At 61.0% G+C, this 13,251-nt stretch carries 19 protein-coding genes and 1 tRNA gene; 5 read left to right on the top strand and 15 right to left on the bottom strand.

Features of this window, described 5'->3' with window-relative positions; translation table 11 throughout:
• Window positions 1–123 precede the first annotated feature (123 nt).
• Window positions 124–411, top strand: coding sequence for a hypothetical protein (locus tag FHT92_RS14210; protein WP_183741423.1), 288 nt, complete (start codon window positions 124–126; stop codon window positions 409–411).
• 60 nt (window positions 412–471) lie between these two features.
• On the opposite strand, the gene FHT92_RS14205 is transcribed toward FHT92_RS14210, so the two are convergent.
• From FHT92_RS14205 to FHT92_RS14185, 6 genes are all read right to left on the bottom strand, one after another.
• Window positions 472–1,362, bottom strand: coding sequence for an SDR family NAD(P)-dependent oxidoreductase (locus FHT92_RS14205; RefSeq protein WP_246715096.1), 891 nt, complete (start codon window positions 1,360–1,362; stop codon window positions 472–474).
• Window positions 1,359–2,159, bottom strand: coding sequence for a hypothetical protein (locus FHT92_RS14200; protein WP_183741420.1), 801 nt, complete (start codon window positions 2,157–2,159; stop codon window positions 1,359–1,361). Before FHT92_RS14200 ends, FHT92_RS14205 begins: the two co-directional genes overlap by 4 nt.
• A 60-nt stretch (window positions 2,160–2,219) precedes the next feature.
• The gene (locus FHT92_RS14195; RefSeq protein WP_183826297.1) at window positions 2,220–2,807 is read right to left on the bottom strand and encodes a protein-S-isoprenylcysteine O-methyltransferase; all 588 of its coding nucleotides are present in this window, start codon (window positions 2,805–2,807) and stop codon (window positions 2,220–2,222) included.
• Between the two features lie 115 nt (window positions 2,808–2,922).
• Complete coding sequence (locus tag FHT92_RS14190; protein ID WP_183741416.1) at window positions 2,923–3,501, bottom strand: hypothetical protein; 579 nt, start codon at window positions 3,499–3,501, stop codon at window positions 2,923–2,925.
• Between the two features lie 156 nt (window positions 3,502–3,657).
• A complete protein-coding gene (locus FHT92_RS29290; RefSeq protein ID WP_220337921.1) occupies window positions 3,658–3,780 on the bottom strand; it encodes an ABC transporter in 123 nt (40 codons plus the stop codon).
• A gap of 167 nt (window positions 3,781–3,947) precedes the next feature.
• Complete coding sequence (locus tag FHT92_RS14185) at window positions 3,948–4,541, bottom strand: L,D-transpeptidase (RefSeq protein WP_183741864.1); 594 nt, start codon at window positions 4,539–4,541, stop codon at window positions 3,948–3,950.
• A gap of 212 nt (window positions 4,542–4,753) precedes the next feature.
• On the opposite strand from FHT92_RS14185, the gene FHT92_RS14180 reads away from it, so the two are divergent.
• Entirely contained in the window at window positions 4,754–5,509 is a 756-nt protein-coding gene (locus tag FHT92_RS14180; protein WP_183826014.1) for an SDR family NAD(P)-dependent oxidoreductase, read from the top strand.
• A gap of 30 nt (window positions 5,510–5,539) precedes the next feature.
• On the opposite strand, the gene FHT92_RS14175 is transcribed toward FHT92_RS14180, so the two are convergent.
• The 5 genes from FHT92_RS14175 to FHT92_RS14155 form a co-directional block, all read right to left on the bottom strand.
• Window positions 5,540–6,352, bottom strand: a complete 813-nt coding sequence (locus tag FHT92_RS14175; protein ID WP_183826011.1) for a class I SAM-dependent methyltransferase — start codon at window positions 6,350–6,352, stop codon at window positions 5,540–5,542.
• Between the two features lie 74 nt (window positions 6,353–6,426).
• Window positions 6,427–6,951 carry an AAA family ATPase gene (locus FHT92_RS14170; protein WP_183741410.1) on the bottom strand — a complete coding sequence of 175 codons (525 nt, stop codon included), beginning with the start codon at window positions 6,949–6,951 and terminating at the stop codon, window positions 6,427–6,429.
• Window positions 6,952–7,028: 77 nt separating this feature from the next.
• On the bottom strand, window positions 7,029–7,280 hold the full coding sequence (locus FHT92_RS14165) for a hypothetical protein (RefSeq protein ID WP_183741407.1): 252 nt from the start codon (window positions 7,278–7,280) through the stop codon (window positions 7,029–7,031).
• Window positions 7,281–7,459: 179 nt separating this feature from the next.
• Window positions 7,460–7,756 (bottom strand): hypothetical protein, encoded by a 297-nt coding sequence (locus tag FHT92_RS14160; protein WP_183741405.1) that lies wholly within the window; start codon window positions 7,754–7,756, stop codon window positions 7,460–7,462.
• A gap of 10 nt (window positions 7,757–7,766) precedes the next feature.
• On the bottom strand, window positions 7,767–8,081 hold the full coding sequence (locus tag FHT92_RS14155; RefSeq protein WP_183741403.1) for a hypothetical protein: 315 nt from the start codon (window positions 8,079–8,081) through the stop codon (window positions 7,767–7,769).
• Between the two features lie 243 nt (window positions 8,082–8,324).
• On the opposite strand from FHT92_RS14155, the gene FHT92_RS14150 reads away from it, so the two are divergent.
• The gene (locus FHT92_RS14150; RefSeq protein WP_183741401.1) at window positions 8,325–8,798 is read left to right on the top strand and encodes an Hsp20 family protein; all 474 of its coding nucleotides are present in this window, start codon (window positions 8,325–8,327) and stop codon (window positions 8,796–8,798) included.
• 54 nt (window positions 8,799–8,852) lie between these two features.
• Entirely contained in the window at window positions 8,853–9,104 is a 252-nt protein-coding gene (locus tag FHT92_RS14145; protein ID WP_183826008.1) for a hypothetical protein, read from the top strand.
• A gap of 403 nt (window positions 9,105–9,507) precedes the next feature.
• Here FHT92_RS14145 and FHT92_RS14140 read toward each other — a convergent pair whose 3' ends face one another.
• Window positions 9,508–9,849 carry an NIPSNAP family protein gene (locus FHT92_RS14140; RefSeq protein ID WP_183741388.1) on the bottom strand — a complete coding sequence of 114 codons (342 nt, stop codon included), beginning with the start codon at window positions 9,847–9,849 and terminating at the stop codon, window positions 9,508–9,510.
• A 198-nt stretch (window positions 9,850–10,047) separates the two neighbouring features.
• Here FHT92_RS14140 and FHT92_RS14135 point away from each other — a divergent pair, with 198 nt between their 5' ends.
• On the top strand, window positions 10,048–10,686 hold the full coding sequence (locus FHT92_RS14135; protein ID WP_183826005.1) for a DUF1684 domain-containing protein: 639 nt from the start codon (window positions 10,048–10,050) through the stop codon (window positions 10,684–10,686).
• Between the two features lie 122 nt (window positions 10,687–10,808).
• Here the strand turns inward: FHT92_RS14135 and FHT92_RS14130 are convergent.
• From FHT92_RS14130 to FHT92_RS14120, 3 genes are all read right to left on the bottom strand, one after another.
• Window positions 10,809–10,882 (bottom strand) — tRNA-Arg (locus tag FHT92_RS14130).
• Window positions 10,883–11,072: 190 nt separating this feature from the next.
• The gene (locus tag FHT92_RS14125) at window positions 11,073–11,855 is read right to left on the bottom strand and encodes an ATP-binding cassette domain-containing protein (protein WP_183826003.1); all 783 of its coding nucleotides are present in this window, start codon (window positions 11,853–11,855) and stop codon (window positions 11,073–11,075) included.
• Between the two features lie 14 nt (window positions 11,856–11,869).
• Window positions 11,870–13,180: a sugar ABC transporter permease gene (locus FHT92_RS14120; RefSeq protein WP_183826000.1), complete on the bottom strand. Its 1,311-nt coding sequence runs from the start codon at window positions 13,178–13,180 to the stop codon at window positions 11,870–11,872.
• Window positions 13,181–13,251 lie beyond the last annotated feature (71 nt).

Below are 13,251 nucleotides of genomic sequence, written 5' to 3'. Positions count from 1 at the left end.
TGCGAAGGCCTTTCCCGATCTGTGTGAGATCGGGTGCGCGAGCCGCCGTTATATTTGCGTTTGGTGCCGACCATTCCGCGTTTTGTACTTCCGTAAAAGCTAATATTCTGGCTGAATGGGCTGATGAGAAACCAGCACGTCACGCCAAGCATCGGACGACATGCCTGGAGAGCGCTCGTCACCGGCGCTGCTCTTGCTTCTGCCGTGAGCATGGCCTGCGCCGATGATGGCGGGTCGCAAAAGGGCAGCCGCCGGCAAAACGAAGTCCTGAAGCCGGCGCCTCACGAGGGGCGGTTGACGGCGCCGCATCTCAGCACGGACTGGTGGCTGCGCATCAAGCACGAGGCGTCGCAAGGCGACGATGCGGAGAGTTCAAAGCAGGTCTTTGTCCGCAAGGAGGAAGGGCAGTGATATAGGCTGGCGCTGCCGCTTAGATGACTTCGCTGGCGTGCCGCTGCCGTGATCGCAGCTTTATTTGGCACTCGTGCGTGAGCCGTGCGGGCTCGGATCCCTGCTTCGGCGCTGGACCCGGCCGATCAGCCGCAGGGCAGCCGCCGATGGCAGGACCCTGGCGATAAAAGCGGTCAGCTTCGCGGAGAAGCCGGGAACGACGAGGCTGCGCCCGGACTTGAAGCCACGCCACGCTCGCTCGGCGACGTAATCCGCCTTCAGCTTGGGCAATACCTTGAAGAGCGCGGCGCGATCGGCGCCGGATTTTTCAAGAAAATCGGTCGATACCGGCCCCGGTGCCACGCATGTCACGGTGACGCCGAAGCGGCGGACTTCCTCATGAAGAGCAGCCGAAAACGAGTGTACGAAACTCTTGCTGGCATAGTAGAAGGCCATATACGGCCCGGGCGCAAAACCCGCGATTGAGCCGAGATTGAGCACCCCGCCGCGCCGGCGGGCGACCATTCCCGGCAGGAAGCGAAGGCTCATGTCTGCAAGCGCCCGTATGTTGAGATCGATGATCCCGAGCTGATCCTCCGATGGCAGCGACGTTGCTGCGCCGCGCAGCCCGTAGCCGGCACTGTTGACAAGGACGTCACAGACCAGGCCGTTCTCGGCCAGAAAGGCTTCGAGGCGCGACGATGCGTCTTGCGCCATGAGGTCGAGTTCGATCGCGAAAGCCTCTCCGCCGGCCTCTTCCACCTCGGCGGCCGCCGCCGCAAGCTCGTCCGGGGAGCGAGCCACGAGCACGACGGTGTTGCGCTCGCGCGCCGCGACCCTCGCAATCGCCCGCCCGATGCCCCGGGAGGCGCCAAGAACGACGACGGCCGGGCGGATCCCTGTTTCGTTGTTTTCCCGCAATTCCGCACGCAAAACCGCACCTCGCCTTCGCTGGAACTGCTCTGATATCATCGAGACATTCCTGCAATCGACGCGCCGGTGGGTGACGCGCCGGTGGGCGCTGCCTTCCGGTGGAGCTCCCGCATCTCGTCGACAACTGCGCCGTTCAGGATAGTCTCGAACCGCTCCAATGCCCGGGCGATGCTCGCCCCATCCATGACCCTGTGGTCATAGTGGATGCGGACGGTCACCGATCCGTTCTCGTCGATCGGGCCGTAGTTCATGAGCGTGGTCAAGGGGCTGAGAGGATTGAGGGATTCCGCCCCGAGGCCGGAATAGACCGACAGCTGGAAGGTGCCGAAATAGCGCGCCCGTTTTCGCCCCAGATTGAGCCCGAGCCACATGAGCGACCATCTGAGCAAAGCAGGGGCACGGGCAAGCTTCAGCGAGCGGCGAAATTCCTTGATCTCCAGGACGGGGCGCGACCTCGCTTCGCGGATCTGCGTCTCCAGTTCGGGGATGGACCGGTCTTCAGGGGTCTTGATCGTGCTCAGGAGAACGATCCGCTCTCCTTCATATTCGCGCTCATGGGCAATGGAGGCCACGCTTGCCGGATATTCGTATAGCTGATGCCGTGGAAATTTGATGTAGGCACGCCTCAGATCCGGAACCTCCTTCGAGAGGAGGGCATATCCTTTCAGGAAAAGTGTGGTCCAGGAGGGTCGGGGATCGGACATCCGCCTGGCATCGAGAAGGGGGCGGATGTTCATCTGCCGCTGAACGGTTACGCGCGGTATGCCGATCGAAAATCTCATGAGATCTCCAACCAGCCGCCTTGCCGCGGAAAGCCTGATTGCCCGTCCCTTCATCTTATTCCTCCCCCTCGTCTTTCCGCCCGCAGAGATCGAAAATGTCCGAGCGTCAGCACCCTAATACAGATAAGGGATGATGCGTTTGGTCCTGTCCATATAGGCGCGGTATTGCGGGCCGAAAACATCGAGCATCATACGCTCTTCCTTGTCGACGCGCAGAAAGAACAGCACGGCGAAACCGACGATCCCGGCCATGCCTGCCACCCAGTTCGGCAGCAGAAAAGCCTGGGCAAGCCCCATCAGGAGGAACGAGGTGTACATGGGGTGGCGGACATAGGCGTAAGGCCCGGCGCATATCAATTCATGCTTCTGGCGGATTTCCAGGGTGATGGACCAGTTTCGCCCGAGCTGCTTGTGGGTTCTTCGGAAGACCCACATTGCGAGGCTGAAGAGTGCGGCGCCGATGACGACGGCCCAGAGATGCAAGGGATGGTCGGCTGCCTTCGGGATGCCCGTCGCGACGTAAAATCCCGGCATGATCGCAAGCCCGGCAAGCGCTGCGGCCAGTGCGACACCTTCAGACAGGCTGCGCCGGCTGCTGACGACAGGCACGCGCTTTCCCCGACGCTCGAACGGGTATCGAATAACGTACCATGCGATAATTCCGAGGACCCAGACAGCCTCGCCAATGATATTGACCGACACGTTCAAGCCGGCACCAGAACCTTTCCACGATCAGGCTTCCGCGATCGCCAACGGTTGGAGAGAGTTAGAGCGCTCTTGGTGCGTCCGGACGGACGCCCGCAGCTCTATGCCAGCCTCACGTATTCATCTCCCGCAGTCTTGTAATGAATTGCTGCGGCCGTAGCCAGATGCCTGGTGTCTTGTAGCCCATGTGCTTTGCGATATCCGCCACGAAGGCGTTGCAATTGTAGACCGTCGCCTCCCAGAGACGGCTTCGCGCCTGCAGCTTGCGGATATAGGCGACCGTATCGTTATATTCGGCATCCGTCAGCATCACGCGCCAGCTTGCCGAGCGATACTGCTCCTCGAGGTCGCCGTCCGTTTCCCCCGTCGTCGCAGGTACGGGAATGAAGTGGCCGATGACGTAAGGCGCCGCATCTTCCGAAGCCGGGGCAAGTCCCGCAACCTCGGGATTGATCATTCTTCCGTTCTTGTCCGCGCTGCCGAAGACGACGTAGGTGTGACCGTAGGTCAGCGCATAGCGGGAGCGGAATTCTATAAAACGCCCGCCCGATCTATTCTGGGCAGTGGTTTTCGTCAGATCTCGGCCGGCGGATGTATAACGCGGCTGGGGACCTTTGTCTTCCGTCTGGCACGACGACGCTACAAACGCCACAGCAATAACCAGCCACAAGCGGCTTCTTCCAAGCGCCATCACCACGCTCCATATGCAAGCTCTGCCCAGCGGCGATGCAACGCCGGCAGATATGCCATTCTTGTGCCCTGAATGCAGGGGGATCAATCCTGGCCGGTTTCGGATGTCGAGAAAAAGGGAAGGGCTGAGCGAGCCCTTCCCGGGAATTATGCGAGCTTACTTGTAGACGGCTGTTTCCGCAGGCGGCGGAGCTTTCCCCTTGCCTTTACCAATCGACCCGCAGGCACTCAGATTGGCCACCGCAAGTACTGCGAGGATGACGAATAGAATTCTGCTCATTAACAAGTCCTCTCCTCATCATGACGCAGACCGTAAGAGGCTGCGCCTCGAAGTTTGACGATATTCAGCACCGTGAACAGTGCGGGAGTGATGCAACGTGCAACGAATCTACATTAGCAGATACTAACCGGCGTGACCAACCCCGTAATTTCACATGGTAAATGCCATCAAATGACCACCACGCGGGTTCCGACGCGCGTTCGCGCGTAGAGGTCGACGATGTTTGCGTTGGTCAGGCGGATGCAGCCGTTCGAAACCGCATGGCCGATCGACCAGGGAGCGTTCGTTCCGTGCAGCCGGAACAGGGTGTCCCGTCCGCCCTGATAGAGGTAGAGGGCGGCGGCACCCAGCGGATTGCCCGGTCCGCCAGGCACACCATCGGCATATTGGGCGAGACGCGGCTTGCGGGCGATCATATCGTCGGTGGGCTTCCAGGATGGCCACTCGGCCTTGCGGCCGATGGTCGCCTCGCCCTTGAAGCTCAGCCCTTCTTCGCCGACGGCGACACCGTAGCGCGTGGCAAGGCCATCGGCCTCGACGAAATAGAGAAAGCGTGCCCCGGTATCGACGACGACGGTTCCGGGCGGCTCGCCTCCCGAATAGGCGACCTCCTGCCGCCGATAGCGGGGATCGACATCCGGATCGCTGCCGAATACCCGATAGCCGAGGGGCGGGCCATCCGTCGTGGTGCTGCATCCCGAAAGCATGAGAGCGAGGCTGCCCAAAATGAAGCCCCGGCGTTCAACATCTCGTCCGTTCATTTCCACCTGCTCAAGTCGTTCTGCCAAGTCGTCCCCTGGTCTTGACGACGCCGATCAACAGCGCGCCGATGAACCGGGATGTTCGAATTTCCGTCATGCGCGTGTTAAGCGGATAAGATGTGCAGCTTCAAATCGTGTGCCTCCATTCATGACCCCCTTGCATGAATCATGCTTTTTGCAGGAACATTAGCATAGTGAAATGGATGGAAGCCATGAAACTTTGCCTTGAAGGAAAAGTCGTCATCGTGACGGGTGCAGGTTCCGGGATCGGGGCTGCGGTAGCCCGGCAACTTTCTGTCGAGGGTGCCGAGGTCGTCGTCGCCGATCTCAATGGCGATGCCGCGCAAAAGGTGGCCGCTGCAATCCGCGAGGAGGGCGGCCGTGCCCGCCCGTTCGTCGTCGATGTGAAGGATCCCGCAGCCGTGCAGAGCCTCGTCGACTTCACCGTCGAGACATGCGGCGGTCTGGATCTGGCCGTCAACAATGCCGGGGTCGACGGAGTGCGGTCGCCGGTTGCAGACTATCCGCTCGACGACTGGCACAGAGTGATGAACGTCAACCTCAACAGCGTCTTCTATTGTATGAAATTCGAGATCGGCGCGATGCTGAAGCGGGGCGGGGGCGCCATCGTCAACATGTCTTCGATGCTCGGTACCGTCGGACTGCCGACCGCGGCAGCCTATACCGCCGCAAAGCACGGTGTCGTCGGGCTGACGAAGGTGGCGGGAATGGAATATGCGCGATACGGCATCCGGGTAAATGCCGTCGGTCCGGGCTGGATCGACACGCCTCTCCTGGCGGAGCATCTCGAAACTGCGAGCATGCGCCGCATGGCCTCGCTCCAGCCGATGGGCAGGCGCGGGACACCGGACGAAGTGGCAAATCTCGTCTGCTTTCTGCTGTCGGAACAGGCAAGCTTCATCACCGGTGCCCACTATCTCGTGGATGGCGCCTATACCGCCCATTAGAACGCGGCTGCGCAAGGGGAACCGATCGGTTCAGGCCACGGCTTCGATGACATGTGCCTGAATTTTTGCCGAGACCTCGCCGCTGCCGTGCCTGCCTGCAATCGCGGATGCAGTGTGATCGGTCGCCGCCGCGAGCTTTTCGGCGTCCCGTGCCTCTATCTCGCTGCGAAGAAGCGTTCCCTGGCAATAGGCAAGGGCGGGAAGACGGGGTGAGGGCGCCCGGCTCCGCTCTTTTCTCGTCTCGATCGCCACGTCGGAAAACCCCGCTTCTTCCACTTCGCGGCGGATCAGGGCGGTATCGTGATAGCCGTGCGGCGTGCGCGCCAGAAAGCGCGGCGGGTCGTCCGGAAACATCTCCGCCAGCGCATTCGTGACATCGTTGGCAAAGACATTTTCCTCGATGCGGTCCCAGACATTGAACAGGAAATGCCCTCCGGGCTTCAAAACCCGTTTCGCCTCGCGGTAACCGGATATCCGGTCGGGAAAGAACATCACGCCGAACTGACAAAAGACGAGATCGAAGGCTGCGTCTTCGAACGGCAGCGCCAGAGCGTCCGCCTGGCGCCACTCGATGCGGCTGTCGGGAGGCTGGCGCGCGGCAGCATAGTCGAGCATCGGCTGGTTGAGGTCGGTGACGGTATAAGTTGCGCCGGGGGAGAGCTTTGGCGCCAATGCGCGGGTGACGACCCCGGTGCCGGCGGCGATTTCCAGGACGGCGTCAGGCGAGAAGGATGCCGCCCGTCGCGCGAGATCTGCCGCGAAGGGTTCGAAGATCAGCGGCACCATATAGCGGTCGTAGTTTTCCGGGATCGAGCCGGCGAAGATCTTGTCCGTTTCCAACATCGCTGCCACCCACGGTTCGCCCGAGACGGCAGATTAGCACAGGCCCGTTCGTTTCGGGCGGTTTTCGATTGCCTTCAGCCGGGCTCTGCGCATTTCGACAGAATGTCGTCGACAACGGCGGCGAGCGGTTGCGTGGCGTCGACGATGGTCGCGTTCCCGGGGATGTCTTCCTTCGTCGCATGCACGCGCAAGACCAAATCGAGTTCAGCCGGTTTTCCGCCGAACTCGTCGTCCCCTCTGCCGGCAAGCCGTCTTTTCAGCGTCTGCGGGTCGACATCGAGAACGAAAACCCGGTCGAAGAGATGGATGAAGCGATTAAAATTCCGCGAGCCGCCGCAGAAGAAGGAGACCGGGTAGCTTTTGTCGGCCGCCAGCGATGCGACCTTTTCGACATTCCAGAGATGGTGCCTATGGGCAAAGGCGACATCGCTCCACTCAGGCGCGGAGCCATCCAGCGGCTCGCCGGTGTGCGGATCGCCCCGGTAGGCGAGCTCCCGGTCACCGTGGACGACATGGTAGCCGCGCCGCTGCAGCTCCGTGGCGACGGAGGTCTTGCCCGTCCCCGACACGCCTTCGATCAGATAGTTTCTGGCGCCCATTTCGCTCTCGTCGCTGAACCGCACCTTGCAAGCCGACGATCATACCCGCGCGGTTCGCCGAGGCAGTTTTTTACCGTTTAGTTATTGCCGATCCTGATGAACCGCAGCTTGGTGTCTCGACCATCGAGAGTGTCCAGGTATGCGGTGTAACTTTCGATCATACGCAGATGCATTTGCTTCTGTTCGTCCATGACCTCTTTGTCGCTTCTCGTGTCGTTCACGTCCTTGAACGCGAAACGGTATTCATCGATCAATTGGATCATGCCTTCGGCGTGGCGAATCGCAGCCTTGAAGCGCTCACGCATCGCGTTTTTCTGTTCTTCGTCCATCCGTCCATCCGTTCGTAGCCAAGCCTCCCGGCACGGGCATGCGAGGCTCGCGTTTCCGCCGCGAAAAAGCAACCATTATCGAAATTTGCAGCCGCTCAGACCCGGCAAAGGCGATTAACGGCGGCCCAAAAGAAATCGCTTCGGACGCTGGAAGAAGGAAGTCGCTTCGGATCGAGCGTTCAATGCAGGATCGATGCCTTCGCCTTGCGGTCGATCAGGGCTTCTACCGTGCCGATGAGGCGTGCTGCGCGTCTCAGGATTTCGATGCCCACATCGTCGATCGCGATGTCGCCGCTCATCCGGTCGAGGCATAAGGCGATCTCCATCAGCTTCTCGCCGAGATCGGTGTGGCGCAGCCGCTTTGCAGATCGCGAGAGCCGCCGCAGGCATTCCGAATATCTCGACGCGAGAACAAGCCTGTCGGTGATCGGGTTGCCTCTTGGAGCGGATGGAGACGGTGACGCTTTCTGTCGCATTCCGCCCTCCCTATCCGAACATGGTGCAGACAGGCTTGCGAGCCTTCTGCCGCCCGTCGAGAGCCTTCAGGGCGGAGAGGATATCCTGGTAGCGGATGGAGCAGGCGACACCCGGAGGGTGGCGGAGCTCGGGACAGGATTCGACCGCGTGGAGGTCGGACGCCCAGGACGCGAGGATCGCGCGCTTTTCTGCGGTCGTCATCGTCCGCGAAGCGACCACTTCGTCGGGATGGGAAAAATGCTGATGCGGATAGAGGATATGCGACGCCGAGATGGCGTCGACGACAGCGGCCGAGCCGGCTGATTTCGTGCCTTCGATAGTCATGTTCGATCTCCTAAAAACTTTCGACGGATGAGGAAAATCTCCAGGCGGATAAAAGATCGTTTCGGTATTTTCAGGGTTCAAGTGGGCCGGCGCCGGGCGCTCAAAAAAAATTTTCGAGGCCTCTTGAAAGGCAAAAAAAGCCAAACCAAATCGATATTCGCCGGCAGCCCAAAGGGGGCCGGAAGCCGGGGACGCAGTTTCCGACGCGTCTCCTTTCCAACTCGCTTTACGGAGGATTTGGTCATGAGAAACGAATTCGACTTCGCACCCTTCTACCGCTCGAGCATTGGCTTCGACCGGGTGCTCAACCTTCTGAACAATCCGCAGCGCCTGCAGGCTATCGACACATGGCCGCCCTACGACATCGTCAAGTCCGGCGAGAACGACTACCGCATCCAGATGGCGGTCGCAGGCTTTGCCGACACCGACCTCGATGTCACCCAGGAGCGCAACGTGCTAGTCGTCAGAGGCCAGAAGAACGAAGAGAAGCAGGGCGACTACCTGCATCGCGGCATTGCCGGCCGCTCCTTCGAGCGGCGCTTCGAGCTTGCCGACCATGTCCGCGTCGATAACGCTTCGCTGACGAACGGCCTTCTGACCATCGATCTGAAGCGTGAGATCCCCGAAGAGATGAAGCCGCGCAAGATCGCGATCGCCAGCGCCGAGGGCTCTCAGGCGCCGATGCAGATGATCGAAGGCGAAAAGAACGTCGCTTAACCGGAGGGGGAGGAGGAAGCCGGCGCCGCCGGACGGCGCCGGCTTTTGAAGGACATGAAATCGATCGATGTTCGCAAGCCGCAGCCGTTCGACGCGCGCGATCTTGCAGCCTGCCAGCCCGTTTTCGATACGCTTGTGAAAGAAGCCGGTATCGACAAGGCCTCTGAAGAGGCCGCGCGGATCGCCGCGATCGTCGTCGAGCTTTACCGGCAGGGGGTGCGCGACCCGGAGCATCTGCGCATCATGGTGGAAGGCGCGCGGGGTCTCTTCGGCCGTCAGGCCGTGAGCAGCCACGCCGCCGCGTGATCAGGCGGACGGCCTTACCGCCAATGCGCGGCTGACGATCCGTGCCCGCGGCAGGCGCCCGCCGACAACAGGCGTTGCGGGCGCAATTCTATATCCCAACCGTTTCAAAACAAGTCTGGCGAGGTCCGAACCGTATCGGCGTTCCTGCCGGGCACATGCGACAGCGCCCTGAGCCTTGCCGTCCATCACGGCATGCGGATAAGCTTTCCGATGCTCTTGGTGGCATCGACCGGTTATGGCGAATGGACGCAATATCTGCCGCGAAACCCCGGCTTTATGTGAGTAATGGGCACGGCGAAGTGCCGTACCATTCACGGATCCATGCGCAGCTGAAGGGCAAGCCAGCAGTCTTCGGGAATCTCCGAAAACACTTTTCAATTAATTGGATGCGGAGTTCCGGCCGTTATTCCGACGATTTGGAGAAGCCGCGGTAGAAGCGTGTCGGCTGCAGCAGCGAACTGGCGATATTGGCGACGATCGGTCCATCCGCCTCGCTCTTCGCCCTCGCTTCCTGCCACTCGCGATCGGCTATGAACTCAGCCCATTTCTGCTCGCGCTCCGCCAGCGACCGCCATTCGAGCAGGTAGGTCAGATCGTTGCTGGAAGACCCGATCATCGTCGTCCAGAAGCCGAGTGAGCGGATACCAAGGCGTTCCCAGATCGCCAGCGTCGCGGTCTCGAAACGCTGCTGCAATGCCGGCAGCCTCCCCGGCAGACATGTATAGATGCGCAATTCGTGGATCATCGGATGCTCCTCGTGTCGGATCAGGCAAGATCGTGCATAGCGTTCAGCGCCCGAAAAAGCGAGGGGCCGCTTGCCAGCGGCGCTGGATCCGTTGTCAACATTGTGCAGCGCTTCGCACGAAGGGCTTCAGCCGTTGGTGGCAACGATTATGGATAGACTGCTAAGGTGGCACGATCCGACAGGAGATTGCCACATGACATGGGAGGGTCTGATTTGAACGAAACTATACAGCTGTGGGAGTGGCGCCAGAAGATCGCAAATCTCTATTACGAGATACGTTCCAGCCCGGATGCGGCTGCTGCCTGGCGGCTTTGGTGCGATACTCGTTCGACCATGTTTCGCGACCATCCCCAGTCGCCAATCGAACCGGCGGACCGCACGACGTTCGAAGGACCGACGACGTTTCCTTATGATCCCTCGTTGCGCCTGACGGTACAGCTTGCCCCGGTAACGTTGGAACAGATAACCGTCGCAACGGGGGTGGATGGTGACCTGTCGATGCATACGTTCGCGCGCACAAGCGGGCTGGAGGCCAGATTGGGTGGCGAATTGACCCTTTATTGGATTGAGGGGTACGGCGGTGGCGTGTTCCTGCCGTTTGCCGACGCGACCTCCGGGACCGAGACGTATGGCGGTGGTCGATATCTCCTCGACACCATCAAGGGAGCAGATCTCGGCGTTGTCAGGCCAGACAGCACACTCGTGCTGGATTTCAACTTCTCCTATTTTCCTTCGTGCGCCTATTCACCCCGCTATGTCTGCCCATTAGCGCCATCTGGCAATCGGCTGAAAGGCGCGGTAAGAGCCGGGGAACGGCTTCCTATCTTGAAAGGATAAGTGCCGGGCCCAGAAGCCTGAATCTGCGTAGCCGGCCATTCAAAGGTTGCGAGGAGCGTTGGTCATATCGCTCAACGTCATCGCTTTTGTTGAAGCACAAATGATTTCAGTAAGATCGGAACCGCACCCGACAGGATTCGAACCTGTGACCTTTGGAATCGGAATCCAACACTCTATCCAGCTGAGCTACGGGTGCATGCCTGACGATGTGACTCGTCGTCCGATGTCGTGGTTCTTAGCCTAGCTTTGGGTTCGCATCAATCGCGAAGTTGACGGAATTTCCGGGACTTGGGTTTTAATGCGATTTCGGCCGCACGCTGTGGCGCAAATAAAAACTCCGCCGGGCCTTTCGGGCGGCGGAGTTTGCTTGCTGGATGCTGCTTGTATCAGACCTGCATGGCGCCGGGGCCGGGGATGGCCTTGGGCGGCACCTTGCCGAGGATGATCATGCCGAGGACCTCGTCCTTGGTGACATCCTCGGTGCGGGCGTGGCCGACGACCTGGCCGTTTTTCATCACCGAGACACGGTCGGCGAGGTCGAAAACGTCGTGGATGTCGTGGCTGATGAGGAAGATGCCGATGCCTTCCTTCTTCAGCTGCTTGATGAGCTCGCCCACTTGCGCCGTTTCCTGCGGGCCAAGGGCTGCCGTCGGCTCGTCCATGATCAGGATGCGGGCGTTGAACAGGATGGCGCGGGCGATCGCGACCGACTGGCGCTGGCCGCCTGACAGTGCTTTCACCGGCTCCTTGAAGCGCTTGAAGTTGGGGTTGAGGCGGCCCATCACCTCGCGGGCGGAGGCTTCCATCGCGACGTCGTCGAGCGTGCCCCAGCGGGTCTTCAGCTCGCGGCCGAGATAGAGGTTGGCGGCGGCGTCGACATTGTCGGCGACGGCGAGCGTCTGGTAGATCGTCTCGATGCCGAACTTCTTGGCATCGCGCGGATTGCGGATGTCGGCCGGCTCGCCGTCGATCAGGATCTCGCCCGAATCGCGCTTATAGGCGCCGGAGAGGATCTTGATCAGCGTCGACTTGCCGGCGCCGTTATGGCCGAGAAGGGCCACGACTTCGCCGGGATAGAGATCGACCGAGGCATTGTCGACCGCGTGGATGCCGCCGAAGGAGATCGAAATATTCTTCAATTCCACAAGGGGAGTGCGTTGTTCAGCCATGGTTCGTACTCCTCTTACTTCGCACGGGAGCGATAGACGGTGTCCAGCCAGACGGCAATGACGAGCACCGCGCCGACGACGACGTTCTGGATGGGCGTATCGACGTTGGCGAGACCCATGCCCGACTGCAGCGACTGCATGACGAGCGCGCCGAGCATGGCGCCGGCGATCGTGCCGGTGCCGCCTGCGAGCGACGTGCCGCCGATGACGGCTGCGGCGATCGTATAGAGTTCGTAGGTCGTGCCCTGCGAATTGGCGGCGGCGTTGAGGCGCGCCGTGGAGATGGCGGCGGCCACTGCTGCGAGGAAGCCCATCAGCGCGAAGATGCGCACCGTCACCCAGCGGGTCTTGATGCCGGCGAGTTCTGCCGCTTCCGGGTTGCCGCCGATCGCGAAGACATAGCGGCCGAAGCGGAGGCGCGTGGCGATGAAGGTCATGACGATGCCGACGAGAATGGCGATCAGCACCGGCACGGCGATGCCGTAGGGGATCATCAGGCCGGTTTCGGGCATGGTGATATTGTTGGCTTCGGCATAACGCTTCGCGATTGCCGGCGGCCAGTAATAGATCGTCGACACCCAGATGGCGCCGAGCACCATGGCGCAGCCTAGGACGCCGAGAACATATTCGGCCCAGAGCGGGCGGCGCGGGAAGTTGAAGCGCCGGCGCTGATGGCGCGAGCCGATGATCGAGACGACGATCAGCACGCAGGCGACCGCGCCGATGATCCAGCTCCACGTGGCGCCGATCGCGCCTTCGGCACCGCCGCCCATGATGCGGAAGGTGGTGTCGAGGGGCGCGACCGTCTGCCCGCTCGTGACATACCAGGCAAGGCCGCGCCAGGCGAGGAAGCCGCCGAGCGTGACGATGAAGGAAGGCACGCCGAGAAAAGCGATGATGATACCCTGGAACGTGCCGATCGCCGCGCCGACGAGGAGGCCGCAGATCAGCGTGATCACCCAGGTGAAGGAATTGTCGAAGCCCAGATATTGCGGCAGGAATTTCGCCTGGACCACGCCCATGATCATGGCGACGAAGCCAAGGATCGAGCCGATCGACAGGTCGATGTTGCGGGTAACGATGACCAGCACCATGCCGGTCGCCAGCACCGCGATTTCCGTCGTCTGGACGGAGAGGTTCCAGATGTTTCTGGGCGTCAGGAACAGGCCGCCGGTATAGAAATGGAACCCGACCCAGATGACCAGCAGCGCGCCGATCATGCCGAGAAGGCGGGTGTCTATTTCCGTTGCCCGCAGGAAGCGGGTGAAGGGGCCTTCAACTGCGGTACGCGGGCCTGAGGTCGTCGATTGGGTCATGTCTGCCATGGGTTGCCGTTTCCCCCATCTGTTTGGGCGCGGGCCTTGCTGCTGATGAAGCCGCAGGCCGACGATCGCCC

Source organism: Rhizobium sp. BK377 (assembly GCF_014193935.1).
Lineage (GTDB): Bacteria > Pseudomonadota > Alphaproteobacteria > Rhizobiales > Rhizobiaceae > Rhizobium.
Note: the sequence above shows the minus strand (reverse complement) of the source record. Positions and strands in the feature narration are given on the sequence as shown.